Source organism: Serratia sp. AXJ-M, from assembly GCF_046531865.1.
Taxonomy (GTDB): Bacteria; Pseudomonadota; Gammaproteobacteria; order Enterobacterales; family Enterobacteriaceae; genus Serratia; species Serratia liquefaciens.
Window position 1 is genome coordinate 1,903,394 of record NZ_CP059394.1, and the last position, 17,120, is coordinate 1,920,513.

The 17,120-nt window shown below is 53.1% G+C and carries 18 protein-coding genes and 3 tRNA genes; 16 read left to right on the plus strand and 5 right to left on the minus strand.

Annotated features, from left to right (window positions below; genetic code table 11):
* The first annotated feature begins 207 nt into the window (after nucleotides 1-207).
* The 4 genes from H0S68_RS08865 to H0S68_RS08880 are packed head-to-tail and all read left to right on the plus strand — an operon-like array spanning nucleotide 208 to nucleotide 3,791.
* Nucleotides 208-1,155, plus strand: a complete 948-nt coding sequence (locus tag H0S68_RS08865) for a 4-hydroxyproline epimerase (RefSeq protein ID WP_410529322.1) — start codon at nucleotides 208-210, stop codon at nucleotides 1,153-1,155.
* Nucleotides 1,155-2,279 carry an NAD(P)/FAD-dependent oxidoreductase gene (locus tag H0S68_RS08870; protein WP_410529323.1) on the plus strand — a complete coding sequence of 375 codons (1,125 nt, stop codon included), beginning with the start codon at nucleotides 1,155-1,157 and terminating at the stop codon, nucleotides 2,277-2,279. Before H0S68_RS08865 ends, H0S68_RS08870 begins: the two co-directional genes overlap by 1 nt.
* Nucleotides 2,276-2,536 (plus strand): (2Fe-2S)-binding protein, encoded by a 261-nt coding sequence (locus H0S68_RS08875; protein ID WP_130015518.1) that lies wholly within the window; start codon nucleotides 2,276-2,278, stop codon nucleotides 2,534-2,536. Before H0S68_RS08870 ends, H0S68_RS08875 begins: the two co-directional genes overlap by 4 nt.
* Complete coding sequence (locus H0S68_RS08880; RefSeq protein WP_201895459.1) at nucleotides 2,529-3,791, plus strand: FAD/NAD(P)-binding oxidoreductase; 1,263 nt, start codon at nucleotides 2,529-2,531, stop codon at nucleotides 3,789-3,791. The genes H0S68_RS08875 and H0S68_RS08880 overlap by 8 nt, the downstream gene beginning before the upstream one ends.
* 253 nt (nucleotides 3,792-4,044) lie before the next feature.
* Here H0S68_RS08880 and H0S68_RS08885 read toward each other — a convergent pair whose 3' ends face one another.
* Nucleotides 4,045-4,401 carry a hypothetical protein gene (locus H0S68_RS08885; RefSeq protein ID WP_020826230.1) on the minus strand — a complete coding sequence of 119 codons (357 nt, stop codon included), beginning with the start codon at nucleotides 4,399-4,401 and terminating at the stop codon, nucleotides 4,045-4,047.
* A 462-nt stretch (nucleotides 4,402-4,863) separates the two neighbouring features.
* On the opposite strand from H0S68_RS08885, the gene H0S68_RS08890 reads away from it, so the two are divergent.
* Together H0S68_RS08890 and H0S68_RS08895 are read left to right on the plus strand one after the other, a co-directional pair.
* Entirely contained in the window at nucleotides 4,864-5,178 is a 315-nt protein-coding gene (locus tag H0S68_RS08890; RefSeq protein WP_410529324.1) for a hypothetical protein, read from the plus strand.
* Nucleotides 5,179-5,408: 230 nt separating this feature from the next.
* The gene (locus H0S68_RS08895) at nucleotides 5,409-5,840 is read left to right on the plus strand and encodes a hypothetical protein (protein WP_046373938.1); all 432 of its coding nucleotides are present in this window, start codon (nucleotides 5,409-5,411) and stop codon (nucleotides 5,838-5,840) included.
* Between the two features lie 14 nt (nucleotides 5,841-5,854).
* On the opposite strand, the gene H0S68_RS08900 is transcribed toward H0S68_RS08895, so the two are convergent.
* Together H0S68_RS08900 and H0S68_RS08905 are read right to left on the minus strand one after the other, a co-directional pair.
* A complete protein-coding gene (locus tag H0S68_RS08900; protein WP_044549716.1) occupies nucleotides 5,855-6,196 on the minus strand; it encodes a GlpM family protein in 342 nt (113 codons plus the stop codon).
* Between the two features lie 110 nt (nucleotides 6,197-6,306).
* Complete coding sequence (locus H0S68_RS08905) at nucleotides 6,307-6,531, minus strand: DUF2594 family protein (RefSeq protein ID WP_020826235.1); 225 nt, start codon at nucleotides 6,529-6,531, stop codon at nucleotides 6,307-6,309.
* Nucleotides 6,532-7,309: 778 nt separating this feature from the next.
* On the opposite strand from H0S68_RS08905, the gene uvrY reads away from it, so the two are divergent.
* The 6 genes from uvrY to H0S68_RS08935 all read left to right on the plus strand — a co-directional run bounded on the left by uvrY (nucleotide 7,310) and on the right by H0S68_RS08935 (nucleotide 10,847).
* Entirely contained in the window at nucleotides 7,310-7,966 is a 657-nt protein-coding gene (gene uvrY / locus H0S68_RS08910; RefSeq protein WP_041414407.1) for a UvrY/SirA/GacA family response regulator transcription factor, read from the plus strand.
* The gene (gene uvrC / locus H0S68_RS08915; protein WP_410529325.1) at nucleotides 7,959-9,791 is read left to right on the plus strand and encodes an excinuclease ABC subunit UvrC; all 1,833 of its coding nucleotides are present in this window, start codon (nucleotides 7,959-7,961) and stop codon (nucleotides 9,789-9,791) included. The genes uvrY and uvrC overlap by 8 nt, the downstream gene beginning before the upstream one ends.
* 58 nt (nucleotides 9,792-9,849) lie before the next feature.
* Nucleotides 9,850-10,398, plus strand: coding sequence for a CDP-diacylglycerol--glycerol-3-phosphate 3-phosphatidyltransferase (pgsA, locus tag H0S68_RS08920; RefSeq protein ID WP_020826238.1), 549 nt, complete (start codon nucleotides 9,850-9,852; stop codon nucleotides 10,396-10,398).
* 145 nt (nucleotides 10,399-10,543) lie between these two features.
* A tRNA-Gly gene (locus H0S68_RS08925) sits at nucleotides 10,544-10,619 on the plus strand.
* Between the two features lie 58 nt (nucleotides 10,620-10,677).
* Nucleotides 10,678-10,751: transfer RNA gene (locus H0S68_RS08930), tRNA-Cys, on the plus strand.
* Nucleotides 10,752-10,761: 10 nt separating this feature from the next.
* Nucleotides 10,762-10,847, plus strand: a tRNA-Leu gene (locus H0S68_RS08935).
* 608 nt (nucleotides 10,848-11,455) lie between these two features.
* Here the strand turns inward: H0S68_RS08935 and H0S68_RS08940 are convergent.
* Both H0S68_RS08940 and H0S68_RS08945 read right to left on the minus strand, forming a co-directional pair.
* Nucleotides 11,456-11,686: a biofilm development regulator YmgB/AriR family protein gene (locus H0S68_RS08940; protein ID WP_020826240.1), complete on the minus strand. Its 231-nt coding sequence runs from the start codon at nucleotides 11,684-11,686 to the stop codon at nucleotides 11,456-11,458.
* Between the two features lie 245 nt (nucleotides 11,687-11,931).
* On the minus strand, nucleotides 11,932-13,074 hold the full coding sequence (locus tag H0S68_RS08945; protein WP_128864194.1) for a MurR/RpiR family transcriptional regulator: 1,143 nt from the start codon (nucleotides 13,072-13,074) through the stop codon (nucleotides 11,932-11,934).
* Nucleotides 13,075-13,476: 402 nt separating this feature from the next.
* On the opposite strand from H0S68_RS08945, the gene H0S68_RS08950 reads away from it, so the two are divergent.
* From H0S68_RS08950 to celB, 4 genes are all read left to right on the plus strand, one after another.
* A complete protein-coding gene (locus H0S68_RS08950; protein ID WP_020826242.1) occupies nucleotides 13,477-13,782 on the plus strand; it encodes a PTS sugar transporter subunit IIB in 306 nt (101 codons plus the stop codon).
* Nucleotides 13,783-13,891: 109 nt separating this feature from the next.
* Nucleotides 13,892-14,218 carry a PTS lactose/cellobiose transporter subunit IIA gene (locus H0S68_RS08955; protein WP_115059177.1) on the plus strand — a complete coding sequence of 109 codons (327 nt, stop codon included), beginning with the start codon at nucleotides 13,892-13,894 and terminating at the stop codon, nucleotides 14,216-14,218.
* Nucleotides 14,211-15,512, plus strand: coding sequence for a 6-phospho-beta-glucosidase (locus H0S68_RS08960; protein ID WP_130015522.1), 1,302 nt, complete (start codon nucleotides 14,211-14,213; stop codon nucleotides 15,510-15,512). The genes H0S68_RS08955 and H0S68_RS08960 overlap by 8 nt, the downstream gene beginning before the upstream one ends.
* 54 nt (nucleotides 15,513-15,566) lie before the next feature.
* On the plus strand, nucleotides 15,567-16,928 hold the full coding sequence (gene celB, locus H0S68_RS08965) for a PTS cellobiose transporter subunit IIC (protein ID WP_115059173.1): 1,362 nt from the start codon (nucleotides 15,567-15,569) through the stop codon (nucleotides 16,926-16,928).
* Nucleotides 16,929-17,120: the final 192 nt, after the last annotated feature.

The following is a 17,120-nucleotide window of genomic DNA, read 5'->3' on the forward strand; positions in this document are numbered from 1 at the left end:
CAATCCTGGAAATAACATAAAAGTAACGATTTGATAAATAACTCATTCTTATGGCTCATCGCTTTTCTCTGTTCGGTGTTAACCGGATATCCAATTAAGGATTGTGCTGATTTCTGCATGTGCCGAGCCGAAATGTATCAAGCCGCCGCTGACATATTCGGTCAGTCTAACGCCAACGGTAACATTTCATTAACTCAGGAGGCTCCGATGGCACTTTCTTCGCATTTCACCGCGCTGCGGGCGATTGATTCCCATACTGCCGGTGAACCTACCCGGTTGATCATCGAAGGGTTTCCCGATTTGGGTAGCGGCAGTATGGCGGAGCGCAAAGCCCGATTTGCCCAAGATTATGATGATTGGCGCAGCGCCATCATTCTGGAGCCGCGCGGCAATGATGTCCTGGTCGGGGCTTTGCTCTGCCAGCCCTGTTCGCCGCAGGCCGCTGCCGGGGTGATTTTCTTCAACAACGCCGGCTATTTGGGCATGTGCGGCCACGGCACCATTGGTCTGGTGGCTTCATTGGCCTATTTGGGGCGAATTGGCGTGGGAGATCACCTGATTGAAACGCCTGTCGGCACGGTAAATGCCAGGCTGCATGAGGATGGCAGCGTGACGGTGGAAAACGTACCGGCCTATCGCTATCGCCGCCAGGTAAGGGTGGAGGTGAGCGGCTATGGCCCGGTGGTGGGTGACATTGCCTGGGGCGGGAATTGGTTTTTCCTTATCGGTGAACATCACCTGGCGATCGATACGCAAAACCTGGACGCGCTCACCGCTTTTTGTTGGGCGGTGCGGGTGGCTCTGGAGTCTGCGGGGATTTATGGCGAAGACGGCGAGGTTATCGATCATATCGAACTGTTTGCCGCCGATCCGCAGGCGGACAGCCGTAACTTCGTGCTTTGCCCGGGCAAAGCCTATGACCGCTCACCCTGCGGGACCGGCACCAGCGCCAAACTGGCCTGTCTGGCGGCCGACGGCAAACTGCAACCGGGTGAGATCTGGCGCCAGGTGAGCGTGATCGGCAGCCAGTTCAGCGGTTATTACCAACGTAACGGCGATCGCGTAACGCCGTTTATCCGTGGGCAAGCCTATGTGTGCGCTGACAGCCAACTGCTGTTGGATGAGCGCGATCCTTTCGTTTGGGGTATCCGCTGATGGCTGCCGACAGGCGTGCTGAAGCGATCGTGGTGGGGGCCGGCATTATTGGTGCCGCCTGCGCCTGGCGCCTGGCGCAACAAGGGCTGCAGGTGCTGCTGGTGGATAATCAGCACGCCGGTGCGACCGCCGCAGGTATGGGGCACCTGGTGTGTATGGACGACAACCCTGCCGAGCTGGCCTTAAGCGCCTACTCACTGCAGCTGTGGCGCAGCCTGGTGGAACGACTGCCGGAAAACTGCGCCTGGCGTGGCTGCGGTACGCTGTGGCTGGCAGAGCGGGACGATGAAATGGCGATTGCCGAAGCCAAGTGCCAACGTATGGCGGAGTATGGCGTGGCCAGCGAAATGCAAAGTGCCGCACAGGTGGCAGGCCTGGAACCTATGCTACGCCCCGGTTTGGCGGGCGGGCTGCGAGTGCCGGGCGATGGCATTGTTTATGCACCTAACGTGGCCCGCTGGCTTGTGAACGACGTCGGATCGGCAATCAGAGTCATTACCGGAGAGGCTTGCGCGTTGGAAGATCGGGCCATCGTGCTGGCGAGTGGTGAGCGTCTCACGGCACCGGTTGTGGTTCTGGCCTGCGGTCTGCAGGCCAACAGGCTGCTGGAACAGCCCATGCTGCGGGCCAAAAAAGGGCAGTTGGCGATTACCGATCGCTATCCGCACAGGATCCATCATCAGTTGGTTGAATTGGGGTATGGCGCCAGCGCCCATGCCAGCGACGGGACTTCGGTGGCGTTTAACGTTCAGGCGCGCCCAACGGGCCAGTTGTTGATCGGCTCATCGCGCCAGTTTGACGCCCCAGGCAGAGATATCGATTTGCCGTTGCTGGCCGCAATGTTGGCGCGCGCCAACGCTTTCCTGCCTACGCTGGCACAGATGAACGTCATTCGCTGTTGGACCGGCCAGCGTGCCGCCTCCGCCGACGGTTTGCCGCTGTTGGGCCCGCATCCGCAACACCGTTGGCTGTGGCTGGCGCTGGGGCACGAAGGGTTAGGCGTCACCACCGCGTTGGGCAGTGCTGAGCTGATTTCCGCCCAGATCCATCATCATCGCCCGGCGATTGACGACACGCCTTATCTGGCTGCGCGCATGTTCAGTACGGAGGTGTTAGCGATATGAGTCAAAAACAGAATCAACTGAATGTGATCCTTAACGGTGAAAGCCTCTGGGTTCCGGAAGGGGTTAGCGTGGCGGCGGCGCTCAGTCTGAGTGGCGAGGACAGTTGTCGCGTTTCGGTCAGCGGGCAAGCGCGCACGCCGTTTTGTGGCATGGGGGTCTGCCAGGAGTGCCGGGTCACCGTGAACGGCCTGCGGCGGCTGGCGTGTCAGACCCTCTGCCAGCCGGGAATGCAGATTGAGAGGACGGAGAATGAGTGACCTCGTGTGCGATGTGTTGGTTATCGGTGCGGGCCCGGCCGGGCTTGCGGCGGCCCGGGCGGCGGCAGAAAGTGACCAGTCGGTGCTGGTGCTTGATGATAACCTGCGCCCGGGCGGGCAGATCTGGCGTGACGGACCCAACGTGGCGCTACCGGCGCTGGCGCAGCAGTATCGGCGGGCGGTGGAAGCGCTGAGCAACGTGACCCTGCTGAACGGGGTGAAAATCATCGCTTGTTGTGGGCCGCAGAAAATCCTCTACGAAGCTGCGACTGGCAGCGGAGTGGTGGACTATCAAACATTGATCTTGTGCTGTGGCGCACGTGAGTTGCTATTGCCGTTTCCCGGTTGGACGTTGCCTGGCGTCACCGGTGTCGGTGGGTTGCAGGCGCAGATTAAACAGGGAATGCCGATCAAAGGGGAGCGGGTGGCGATTGCCGGCAGTGGCCCGTTACTGATGGCGGTGGCCGACAGCGTGATCAAAGCAGGGGGAGAAGTGGTGAGGGTGGCAGAACAGGCGTCAGCCATGCGCCTGACGGCATTTGCTGGCGGGTTGTGGCGTTGGCCAGTCAAATTACGCCAGTCATTTACCCTGTTCAACCGCCATTATCGTCCTGACAGCTTTGTGCTGGAGGCAATAGGTGAGCAACGGCTGACGGCGATACGGCTGCAGACGGGCACTCGCGTGACGACGCTGGCCTGCGAACGCTTGGCCTGCGGTTTTGGCCTGGTGGCGAACGTCGAATTGGCGATGCTGCTGGGCTGCCGCCTTCGTGATGACGCCGTTGCCGTGGACGAGAACCAGCAAACCAGCCAGCCGAAAATTTATGCCGCCGGTGAATGTACCGGAATAGGGGGCAGCGAACTGGCGCTGACGGAAGGAGCCATTGCCGGGTATGTCGCCACCGGCAATCAACAACGGGCGAAGGGATTGATGCGGCAACGTGATAAATGGAGGCGATTCGCCGATGCTGTGGCACAGACTTTTGCCTTGAATCCCGCGCTGAAAGCGTTGGCAGAACCGCAAACTTTGGTGTGCCGTTGTGAAGATGTTTCCTTAGGCCAGCTAAACGGCTTTCCTGACTGGACGGCGGCCAAGCTGAGCAGCCGCTGTGGCATGGGGGCTTGTCAGGGGAAGATTTGCGCGACGGCGGCGCGTCATTTGCTTGGCTGGCCGCTACCGGCACCGCGGATACCATTGACGCCGGTAAGGGTCGAAACCTTGGCCCGATTGAACGACATCGAGGCTGACGAATAAGCCTGCTACACTCAGGCAGATGACCGGACAAATCGGGCGGAAAACGGATGACGAATGCACTGATTACGCTGGGGCTGTGCCTGCTGTTAATACCGCTTTTGTTGTGGTTGATTAGCCGGGCGCTATCGGCCGCAAAAGATAAAAAGCCGCAAGGGGGTAAACCTAAACCCAGGACCGGCATGCCGCACGGTGATGATGAGTGATCCTTACGGGCGCGTGGGGCAGTGTGCCGACCGCGCCGTTGGTATTACCTTCACTGTGGCCAGTAATAGGTTTTCTCATGCCAGCCTTTACCATACATGCAGGCTTCTATGGTCGCTGAGCGAGCATCTTCGTTACGATCGTTCTGCACTGTCTTGAACGAGGGCTGTTTTTCGTAGCGGTAACCTGCCGGGCAGTCTTTTTTGTCTTTCTTACAGCTTTGGTATTGGTTTTCGTAGCTAAACTCAAAATCTCTCACCACATCGGGAGGGAAACGTTCGTAACCGCGAGCTTTGCATTCAGCATATTCCATGTCGCGGGTGGCATTGCCGGCACCGGGTTTCTCCCACTGGGTGCAGGCGGTTAATGTCATTAATGGCAAAATAATCAAAAAGCTAAACGTCTTCATGGTATCCCTAACTCTTCCTTTCGTCCTGTATTCACACGCTAAGAATCTTCCTAAGCGAGATAGGGCATGAGTGTAATAAACTGATGTTAAAATTGGAAATGATAATAGTTATTGTTTAGGCGAGGTTGATGTAATACCGACGGTGCAGGGCTAAGAACGTTATTCCCAATCATGAAATAGTCCCGCTTGTTATAATGTACCTGCTAACTTTCATTGGATATATATGGGGAGTGATTTTTTAAGATATTTACCTAAAGATTAATTCTTATTATTGGTTACACAAAGGTATTTGAAGAACCGTGAATTAGAATAGGGACTTTTTTATTGCTTTTTATAAATTATCGAAATTAAAACTATTATTAAATTTGCCGGTAATACGATTGCAATTCATGCGCAAATTTTTTAGATTCAGGATCGAGAAGTGATTGTCATGATGATGAAGACGTTAAAGGGAGTTTTATTTTGGCGAATAAATCTGAAGTACCTAAAGACAGTGCTGATTTACCTTCATTATCAGAAGATTGTGACGGGTTAAGAAACCTTTCCGATGTTGGGGATTCATTGGGTTACGGTCGTACTCGTTTTTATCAATGGTGCCGGGGACGCGGTTTTCTCACGCTGATGAATGCGCCTTCAGCAGAGATGATAAGCGCGGGTTACATGGTGACGACGTTATCAGATAATGGTTACTCACGCGTTTATGTGACTGAGGATGGTTTTAATTTTGTGGGTGACGCCTTTCGCGAAGACATTCAAAAACGTATGGTCAAGCTTTAAGGGAATTATAAAAATCTTATTCATTTCAATATACTAACTACGGAATTTTCTTATGCTATCGACCGCGTTGTCTAACAAACATCGCGGTTGGCGAGGACCGATCCGTTGTGCTCCCGATGTTCTTCAGATCACTGGAAATTATCTTATTTTTGTATTGATGTTACCCCAGCGCTACAGCCGCAGCCTATTCTGTTGCTACTATAAAGACTGGTTTTTCCCAGGAGCTCAGGATGAAGCATTACGCCGCGTTATTTGTTACTACCTTGCTGTTGTCTGGCTGCGCTACGCAGTCCGTTCCGCTGCAGCAGGCCGAATTACCGCCTCCTAGCCGACTGTTGCTTTATCAAAATATGCCGCAGACGCCTTATGCGACCCTGGTGGTAGTACGTGACAGCGGAATGTTGGCAGGCAGTTGCCGAACCGGGGTTTATATCAACGGGGAGTTTGCTGCGTCGCTGGCGGCGAAAGAAAAGGCTGAGTTCCGGGTTCCGGTCGGCAATAATGAAATCAGCATTGGGCAGGATATGATCGAAAACAGTCTGTGTATCTGGCGCGATACCAGCGGCCGGCTACCGATGACGTTGCGTGCCGGTGAAAGTCGCTATTTCCGCGTGGCAGGAGATATGCAACGCGGATTTGTTCTGCAGGCCGGCAGGCCGTAATTCTGGCGGGGCAGTCAACGCCCCTGCCACCATCCCCACAGGGTAATCAAAAGCCAGGCCGCCGCGATCCAACATAATACCGCAGCGGCCAGCGCCCAAGACAATCTCATGCTGTTGATAAAGAAATACAGCGAGATCAGATACACCAGATAGGGTAAAACGGCCCACATGCCGAATATCAGCGTGGTTCTCAACGCTTCGATTGAGCGTTCGCTGCCGACGATGTAATGGGCAATCAGTGCGAAGGTAGGGAACAACGGTACCAGACCGGCGATATAGTAGCTGCGACTTTTGGCAAGCAGGCCAATGAGTACCACCACCAGTGCGCCAATCAGTGCTTTTACCACGATGCCCATAGGTTTCTCTGACGTAAATAAAAACACATTGCCTGAAAGTGTCAGGGTGATCAATCACAGGGGCAGGGGGAAAACGGGCCCGCGGTTACGGCAGGCCGGAAGGGGATAGCTTATTGGCGGTAGGCGTGCTTAATCTGCTGAATGCTGTTTTTAAAGATCTCGGCCTGGGTGGGATCTTCAATCTGTGCGATAAAGCGTTCCATGTTGATAATGACTTTCCCGGCGTCGGCCTGGCCGATCGATTTCAGGATCAGCGTTAGCGTGGCTTTAAGGCAGGCGACTTCCGTTGCCAGCGTTTCCGGGTTTGCAGACGTAGTGAAGTCAACGTTGCTCATTTTCTCTCCTGATTTTTGAGGCCGAAGCCTGAAACAATGTGCTTTGTGGTGCACACCCGCACCGATTTCATTCAATCAGACGTGCAGATGCGTATTTAACTGGGCGCGGAGTATAGCATAGCATGCAGATATCCATCTGCACCGATAGCGCGATATCCGTGTCGGTGCGGCTAATGCGGCATCGATCGTGGTTTTATCAACTTCCACTTTATAGTGCATAGTCACTAGTGATTATTGAATGGAGTGTTGGTAGTTTGGTAGCGGAGCCGCCGGGGAATAATAGCCAAGTTATTTTTTTCGAGTTAATAAGTATTTGTCCGTCGGGTTATTGTTAACTTGTTAGAGTTATTTAAATCATCAACCCTGGCTGCGAGCTGACGTATGGGGTGAGTAATTTCTTTACGCAATGACTCTTGCGAGGGAAGATAAAAAGCAATCTGTCATATTGTTTTATTTCAATGGATTACAATCTTGTTGCATTGGTGTTAATATTATCCGTGTTGCGATTTCTTACACTGATTTTACCTTCGCTTCTGGATTATCGCAGTATCATGGGGCCCGGTTCACTCAGGGTAATATTTACATCGACGGCTTTTTATCTGCAGACAAGGGTTTTATCGGGCAGCCTGAGTGACTAAAATTCGAAAATCAGGCCCACTGCGCAAAGTTAATCGGAAGTAAGTATTAATCTGTGTTCATTCTTGGCTAAAAAACAAGTAATATCTCAGGCTATAACAGAGGCTGATTGCGTTACTCCCTTCTTTTTGGAGATTTTTCCTTGATTAGCGTTCTTCTTGTTGATGACCACGAACTGGTGCGCGCAGGGATACGACGCATTCTTGAAGATATCAAAGGTATAAAAGTTGTCGGGGAGGCCCAGTGCGGTGAAGACGCCGTGAAATGGTGCCGTGGCAATGCTGTAGATATCGTTCTTATGGATATGAACATGCCGGGTATTGGCGGGCTGGAAGCCACGCGCAAAATTGTACGCTATGCGCCCGACGTTAAAGTCATCATGCTGACTATTCACACTGAAAATCCCTTGCCGGCAAAAGTGATGCAGGCCGGAGCCGCGGGTTATCTGAGCAAAGGTGCGGCACCGCAGGATGTGGTGAATGCCATTCGTACGGTGCAGGCCGGGCAGCGTTATATCGCGTCCGATATCGCACAACAGATGGCATTGAGCCAGTTGGAGCCGCAGACGGAAACCCCGTTCAGCTGCCTGTCTGAGCGCGAGCTGCAGATTATGCTGATGATCACCAAAGGCAAAAAAGTTAATGAGATCTCGGAACAGTTGAGTCTCAGCCCGAAAACGGTGAACAGTTACCGTTACCGTATGTTCAGCAAGCTGAATATCAGCGGTGATGTTGAACTGACACACCTGGCTATCCGACACGGATTGTTCAATGCGGAGACGTTGTTAAGCAGTGAGTGACCGTTTTGATGCCAAAGCATTTCTCAGCACCGTAACCAGCCAGCCTGGCGTCTACCGTATGTATGACGCTACTGGCACGGTTATCTACGTCGGTAAAGCCAAAGACCTGAAAAAACGCCTCGCCAGTTACTTCCGCCAACAGGTTGGCAGCAGGAAAACGGAGACGTTGGTTAAAAATATCGCTCAAATAGACGTAACTGTTACTCATACCGAAACAGAAGCGCTACTACTGGAACATAACTACATAAAGTTATACCAACCGCGATATAATGTTCTTTTGCGAGACGATAAATCTTACCCGTTGATCTTCCTGAGCGCGGACAGCCACCCACGCCTGGCGGTTCATCGCGGCGCTAAACACGCCAAAGGGGAATATTTCGGGCCGTTCCCCAATTCTTATGCCGTGCGTGAAACGCTGGCGCTGCTGCAGAAATTGTTCCCGATACGCCAGTGCGAGAACAGCGTGTATCGCAACCGTTCGCGTCCCTGCCTGCAATATCAGATTGGGCGTTGCCTGGGGCCTTGCGTCGCCGGATTGGTGAGTGAGGAAGAGTACCGGCAGCAGGTGGATTACGTGCGCCTGTTCCTGTCCGGTAAAGATCAGCAGGTATTACACCAGTTGATCGAAAGGATGGAAAACGCCAGCAAGACACTGAACTTTGAAGAAGCGGCACGCATTCGCGACCAGATCCAGGCGGTGCGAAGGGTGACCGAACGTCAGTTCGTTGCCGGCAACAGCGACGATCTGGACGTCATCGGCGTGGCTTTCGAATCCGGTATGGCTTGCCTGCACGTGCTGTTTATCCGTCAGGGTAAGGTATTGGGTAGCCGCAGTTACTTCCCGAAAGTACCGGGCGGCACCGACATGAGCGAAGTGGTGCAAACCTTTGTCGGCCAGTTCTATTTACAGGGCAGCCAGATGCGCACCTTGCCGGCGGAAATTCTATTGGACTTTACTCTGCCGGAGAAAGACCTGCTGGCTGAGTCGCTTTCAGAACTTGCCGGCCGGAAAATTCAGATTCAGAGCAAACCGCGAGGGGATCGCGCACGCTACCTTAAATTGGCTCGTACCAACGCGGCGACGGCGCTAACCACCAAGCTTTCACAGCAGTCGACTATCCATCAGCGGTTGGCCGAATTGGCGAAGGTGCTCAACCTTGCCGAAATTAACCGCATGGAATGTTTCGACATCAGCCACACCATGGGTGAGCAAACCGTGGCTTCCTGTGTGGTATTTGACTCGAATGGTCCGCTACGTTCGGAATATCGGCGCTATAATATCACCGGCATAACGCCAGGGGATGATTATGCCGCGATGGCGCAGGTATTGAAGCGCCGTTACGGTAAGGCTCTCGAAGAGAAAAAAATCCCCGACGTTATCTTTATCGACGGCGGCAAGGGGCAACTCGGTATGGCGATTGATGTATTTAACTCGCTGAACGTGACCTGGGATAAAAACAAACCCTTGCTGATTGGCATCGCCAAAGGGGCCGACCGCAAAGCCGGGTTGGAAACGCTGTTCTTTGTACCGGAAGGCGAGGGTATTGCCTTGCCGTCGGATTCACCGGCGCTGCATGTGATCCAGCATATTCGCGATGATTCGCATAACCATGCGATCACCGGGCATCGGCAGAGAAGGGCAAAAGTAAGAAACACCAGCGCGTTGGAATTGATCGACGGCGTTGGGCCAAAACGGCGACAGGTGCTGTTGAAGTATATGGGCGGACTTCAACCATTATTGAACGCCAGCGTTGAGGAAATTGCAAAAGTGCCGGGTATTTCACAAGCATTGGCAGAAAAGATCTACAATGCATTGAAACACTGAGGGCAATGTAGCAACATACTCTTAATTCCCACTCCAGCCAGATAGTTACCGTAGCATTATGCAATTGAATATACCGACTTGGCTTACTCTGTTTCGCGTAGTTCTGATCCCATTCTTTGTTCTGGCATTTTACCTGCCGTTCACTTGGGCTCCGATGGTTTGCGCCGTCATCTTTGTGTTTGCTGCCATAACCGACTGGTTTGACGGTTTCCTGGCCCGTCGCTGGAAGCAAACGACCCGTTTCGGGGCGTTCCTTGACCCGGTGGCGGACAAAGTGATGGTGGCGGTAGCGCTGGTGCTGGTGGCGGAACACTATCACACCTGGTGGATTACCCTGCCTGCGGCAACCATGATTGCCCGTGAAATTATCATCTCGTCGCTGCGTGAGTGGATGGCGGAGATCGGCAAGCGCAGCAGCGTGGCGGTGTCCTGGATTGGCAAAGTCAAAACCATGGCGCAAATGATGTCGCTGGTCGGGTTGCTGTGGCGTCCCGATCGCACCGTCGAGTATGTGTCTTTTGGTTTGCTGTACATCGCGGCGGTGCTGACTTTCTGGTCAATGTTCCAATATTTGAACGCTGCGCGGAAAGATTTGCTGGAACCCTGATCAAAGCGATGCAAAAATCGTCAAACGAACGTAATGAGACAACAATTTTATTGACTCATTACGTCAGGTAAGTAGAATGCATCGCATCAGACGGCAGCAGTGATTTGCCGAAAGATAGCAAAAAAATCAGTAAGTTCTGATTAATGCGGGAATAGCTCAGTTGGTAGAGCACGACCTTGCCAAGGTCGGGGTCGCGAGTTCGAGTCTCGTTTCCCGCTCCAAATTTGATGAAGCTGGTGTTTCACGAGCTTTAGCCTGATAAAGGCAAACAAGAATTTAGGCGCGTTAACAAAGCGGTTATGTAGCGGATTGCAAATCCGTCTAGTCCGGTTCGACTCCGGAACGCGCCTCCAATTTTCCCGAGCCCGGGTGGTGAAATCGGTAGACACAAGGGATTTAAAATCCCTCGGCTTATGGCTGTGCGGGTTCAAGTCCCGCCCCGGGTACCAGGAAAATAAATTCCAGAATAATCAAAGCAATAAGTAGTAATGTCGTGACCGCCGGAAGGCGGTTTTTTTGTGCCTGAAATTCCATTTCGTCATATCACATCATAATATTCTTCTGCTATCACTGTTATCTTGTTGTCGGGCAAGGACTATTTTTCAAGACGCTTGGTAAGAAGTGATCTATAACCAGAGAGTGCAATAGATAAGGAGTGTTGGATGAAAGGGGGATTATTTTTATTGGCGATTGTCATGCTATCTGGCTGTTCAGGGTCTTTTGGATCGATTCTGGGCGTGATCCCGCAAAGCTCCGATGTTTGCCCACAAGGGAAAAATGCGATTACCGGCGAATGCCGTTAGCTCGCATTATCGGCTTTTTGTCGGCCTAAACCCTGCGGCCAGCCTGAAACTATGGCTGGCAAGCTAATCAAGCCATATCCGGCTGTTTGATCGCTGTGCCGATCGCCGGATACTGCCTGTTCCAGGCCTTAGAACCTAACCTCCGCTGCCCAGGAACGGAAGACTATTCGCACTGCAGTTTGCCACCCACATCACGGCCACGACGACGGCGATGGAAATGATCGCGCACAGATCCGATTTGCGCATGTTTCTCCTTAGCGAGCGTTGATCCCAATAACCTCAATTGCCGCTCTGTGCAGTTTCTGACAGTACTCGTCGGGTTGTCTTTCGATTTCAGCGATGAGATAGGCGAGAATGTTTTGCTTGCTGATGGGTTTGTTCGCGGAAAGCACCTGAATAACGCCTTTGCCGAGCAGGCTGTATATTTGTTCACGGTATGTCTCAATATCTCTATCGTGGAGACCGTAAAGGGAGTAATCGATCATAGAATTTTACCGCTGGTGAAATTTAAAGTGCCAGCCGAAGCTGGCAGAGAAGCCATTAAAAAAATAAAGTCGTGCAAATTTCACTTAGGGTGATATCTAAGTGGAATGTTAACGATAACGTAGTAAGAATATTCCCATCAATAGGCAGTTGTAACCCAAACCGCTAATTAGGAAAAACCTCAGGCCAGCGCCGCAGCGGTGATATTTACCGTTGAAGGCCCGGCAAACGGCGCGGTGGCAGAGACTCAATCTTCTGTCTGTGACCCCAGGCTTTCGGGCAATAACTGCGCCAGCAGCAGGTCGAGAGTCAGCATCAGTCCATAGCGTGCCGTACTGCCGCCGCTGAGCGGCAACACCTTATCCGCCAGCCCGGCCAGCGTAGTGCCCGCAGGGGTTAGGGCGATGCGATAAGCACCGGTCGCGCCGGCCAGTTTGGCCGCGTTCAGCAAATCGCTGTTTTCCCCACTCATAGACAGCAGGATCACGCACTGTTGTGTGCTCAGCGTGGAGGCCGTCATGCGCATCAGCGCCGCGTCCTGGCAGATAAATGCAGGGTAACCCAGGCCCACCAGGCGCTGTTGCAGCTCATTGGCATAAAGCGCCATGCTGTTTACGCCGAAAATATGCACGCTCTTGGATTGGCTCAGCTGTTGGCAAGCATCGATCAGCGCTGCATGTTCTACTTGCTGCAGCTGTTGATGCAAGGTGGTTTCCACGTCGTTGACGCGCTGTAGCCACAGCCGCGGTGGGCCATTAGGCGTGGCTTGGGCGGTCAAATAGCGTGAGCCGCTCACGCTGGCCTGAGCCAGTTTCATGCGCAGATCGCGAATATCGTCGCAGCCAATGGTTTTGGCAAATCGGGTGATGGTGGCCGGGCTGACTCCCGCCTGGCTGGCCAGCAATTCGATGGTGGCGGAGGAGGCGAAGGCAATATCGTCCAAAATGGTCTGTGCGACTTTGGCCTCCTGCTGACTGAACTGATTTTGTCGTGCGCGGATCTGATAGACGATGTCGCCAATATCTTCACAACCGATGGATTTAGCAAAACGGCTGAGGGTGGTGGAGCTGACGCCAGGCAGTTTGCCGATGCCGGCCGCGGAGGCAAAGGCGATATCCATGCTGCCGAGCACGGGTTGGGCTACCTCAGTAGGAGGAGGTGTTGCCGTCGACGGGGAGCGCATTAGCGCGATAAAGTCGTTAAGATCCTGACAGCCAAGGGATTGGGCAAAATGAGCGACGATCTCAGTGCTGACACCTGCTCGCTCTGCCAATTGCTCAATGGTTGCTGTTGATGTAAACCCCGGGTTGTCCAGTATGGCTCGGGCAACTTTTGCTTCCTGGCGGCTGAACGGATCCTGGCGAAACTGAATGTGGTAAACGAGATCCATGACTGCAGTGTCCCTTCTGTAATGCCAACCGGCGATCTGTGCTTCAAATTAGCCTGTTTTTCACACGGCATAAAGCGATAACCAGAAGAATAAGCTAATGAAAATAATTTTCAATCAGGACAGATTTGAAACGAGATGCTCTTCGCATTGTTTATCAGGTAGTGATTTATCACTTTGTTTTTAAACGTTAAAGACAGGTTTTAAATTTTGTGGTTATGAAAAATTAGATCGCCGATCACAGTGTTGAAAAAAATTTTCACGACGAAAATTCTTTAATGCATTGTTTTTAAACGATTAGCCAAAAGTCATAATCAAATCGTATGGAATCAAGGTATTTACAAGCGTGTTACGGAACTGTTTTATATTTGCATCGCCAAGTGGCTAACAACCGGGATACTAAAAATGCAAACCATCGTCTTATGTTGCGCAGCAGGCATGTCGACCAGCATGCTGGTACAAAAAATGAAAGCTGAGGCGCAAAAACGGGCGCTGGATATCGTGATTGAAGCCGTGCCGGTGGCGGATTTCGAGCGCATCGTCGAGCGTGCGGACATTGTACTGCTGGGGCCGCAGGTGAAATATGAACACGCACGTCTTTCCGAACTTGCTGCGCCCTTGGGGAAAACTGTTGCGGTGATCGACATGATGGATTACGGCACTATGCGTGGAGACAAGGTGCTGGATAAGGCGCTGGGCTTGTTAGCCTGATAACACTCTGAGGGGCTTGGCCCCATTTATCCTTTATTTATTCATCGACCGCGGGTTATTTCATGACTCTCGGCGGGATCGCTGCGCCTGAAATAAGGCCGGGGAGGTGATGGTGGATTTGGAAACTAGCGTTATGGAGTTGCTGGTTCATGCCGGCAGCGCTCGCAGTTCGCTGCTTTCGGCGCTGCAACTGGCACGTCGCGGTCAGTTCGCAGCCGCAGAGGTTAAGTTGGAAGAGGCGAAGGCCGGCATCGGGAGGGCGCACGGCATGCAGACGGAGCTGATTGGCATGGATGAGGGAGTTGGGAAAATACCGGTCAGTCTGATTCTGGTGCATGCGCAGGATCATTTGATGAATGCCATGCTGATTCAAGATCTGGCCACCGACATGATCGAGCTTTATCGCCGTTTACCGCAGGGGCAAAGCAATGACTAAGATAACCGTAATTGGCGGGGGCAGCAGCTACACGCCGGAGTTGGTCGAGGGGCTGATCGCCCACTATCAGGACGTTCCGTTAACCGAACTGGCGTTGGTAGATGTAGAGTCCGGCCGCGAGAAAGTGGGCATCATTGCCGAACTGACCAAAAGAATGCTCAAGCGCAACGGGCTGGAGCAGGTGGTGGTGTCGGTACATTTCGAGCTGGAACCGGCCATTCGCGGTGCCAGCTTTGTACTGACTCAACTGCGGGTCGGGCAACTGGCCGCCCGTGCTGCCGATGAACGCCTGGGTTTGAAATACCAGCGCCTGGGTCAAGAGACCACCGGTGTCGGTGGTTTCGCCAAGGCATTGCGCACCATTCCTGTCATGCTGGAAGTGGCGCGTACCGTAGAAGCGGTAGCGCCGGACGCCTGGATCATCAATTTTACCAATCCGGCCGGTATTGTCACCGAAGCGGTCTCCCGTTACAGCAAGGCGAAGATTATCGGCTTGTGCAACGTACCGATCACCATGCACCACATGATCGCCGACATGCTGAAGGCACCTCATGATCAGGTCGATCTCCGTTTTGCTGGACTGAACCATATGGTGTGGGTACATCAGGTAACGCAAAGCGGCAGGGATGTGACCGCCCAGGTGTTGGAGATGCTGAGCAATGGCGAAACGCTGTCGATGAACAACATCAAGGATCTGCCTTGGCCGCCGGCGTTTTTGCAGGCGCTGGGTGCGATCCCTTGCCCATATCATCGCTATTTCTACCAAACCGCCGGCATGCTGGAAGAAGAGCTTGAAGCCGCTGCGGCCCAGGGAACCCGTGCTGAACAGGTGATGAAGGTAGAGGCAGAGCTATTTGCACTGTACGCCGACCCAACGCTGGATAAAAAACCAGAGCAGTTGAGCTTCCGTGGCGGTGCTTTCTATTCAGAAGTGGCGGTCGAGCTGATCCGTGCCATTCACAATAACAGCGGCAAGGTGCTGGTGGTGAACACCCGCAATAATGGTGCGATTCAGGGCTTGCCGGATGACGCAGTGATTGAAACCAACTGCGTGATCGACGCACAGGGCGCTCACCCGCTGAGCTTCGGGCCGCTGCCGCTGGCCATGAACGGGCTGACTCAGCAGGTGAAAGATTTCGAACGTTTGACCATTGAGGCCGCGGTGCATGGCGATCGTCACAGTGCGCTGTTGGCGCTGGTGGTGAATCCGCTGATTGGTGGCGTCGGTATCGCAGAACCTTTGCTGGATGAGGTGCTGAACCTTAACCAAGCCTATTTGCCGCAGTTCAACTAAGTCGATATTCCATAATAATAATCACGATGCCGGCTTGGCCGGGCAGGGGGAATGATGGCGGGTTTAAATAGCATTCTGGAACGTTACGTATTGCCGACGGCGTTAAAAATCGCCGGGCAAAAACACATTTTATCGGTACGCGACGGCATAATTCTCAATATGCCGTTTATGTTGATCGGGTCATTTTTCCTGATCTTCGCCTACTTGCCGATCCCGAGCTATGCCAACCTGATGGGGGAGGTATTCGGTGCGGCCTGGCGCGACAAGCTGTTGTATCCGGTCAAAGCGACCTACGACATCATGGCGATTATCTCCAGCTTTGGCATTGCCTACCGGCTGGCGGAAAAATACCGTGGTATGGACCCGCTCAGTACCGGTGCGGTTTCGTTAGTAGCGTTTATCATGACCATTCCTCAACACACCCTTTTTGCCCCGGTGAAAGGTGCCGCGGAGCAGATTGTCAAAGGCGTGCTGCCGATGAACTTTATCGGCAGCCAGGGATTGTTCGTGGCAATCGTGGTGGCGCTGTTGTCGACGGAAATCTACCGGTTCGTGCATAACCGCAATCTGGTGATCAATATGCCTGAAGGCGTGCCGCCAGCGGTGGCGAAATCCTTCCTGGCGTTGATTCCGGGATTTTGCGTACTGGCAGTGATCCTTCTGCTGCGCCTGATCGTCGAAGCCACGCCGTTTGGCGATATCAACACCATGATCGCTACGCTGATCGGTATCCCGATGCATCACGTGGGCGGAACGCTGCCGGGAATGATTTTCTCGGTGATCCTGATTGGCCTGTTGTGGACGTTGGGGCTGCACGGTGATGCCATCGTATTGGTGTTCATTCAGCCGGTGTGGTTGGCGAATATGTCGGAAAACCTGGTGGCGTTTCAGAACAACCAGCCTATTCCACACATTATTACCCAGCAATTTTACGATTTATGGATAGCGCCCGGCGGAACCGGTGCCCTGTTGGGGTTGGTGATCTTCATGCTGGTGCGCAGCCGTAGCGCGCAGATGAAGCAGTTGGGGAAAATCGCCGCGCCGGGTTGCCTGTTTAATATCAGTGAGCCCATGGTGTTTGGCATCCCGTTGGTGATGAACCCGTACTTCTTCCTGCCGTTTATCCTGACACCAGTGGTGCTGGTGATCGTGACCTACACCGCGATGGCAACCGGTTTGGTGACGCCGCCGGTTGGTATAGCCTTACCGTTTACCACGCCGATTTTCATTAGCGGCTATCTGGCAACCGGAGGCCATATTTCGGGAACGGTGATCCAGGTGGTCAATCTGCTGATTTCAATGGCAATTTACTACCCGTTCTTCCGTGCCTGGGATAAGCAGAAGTACCGCGAAGAAAATCAGGCTGCGGCATCGGCACCCAGCGCTGCGGTTGGTGAACAATCCCTGACGCCATAGCGGGATAAACCATCTTCCTGCGGCAGCGCACCTAACCGCTACCGCAGGAAGGATAAAAGCCGTTTTGCACACGAATTGTTACATCATAACAACGTTATTTTTCTCCGCGCTGGCAACGCCCGCCTAAATTACCTGTCAGATAACCACCCAGTAGCAGGGGGAGAGAAACTCTCACAACAACCTGTATCTGGC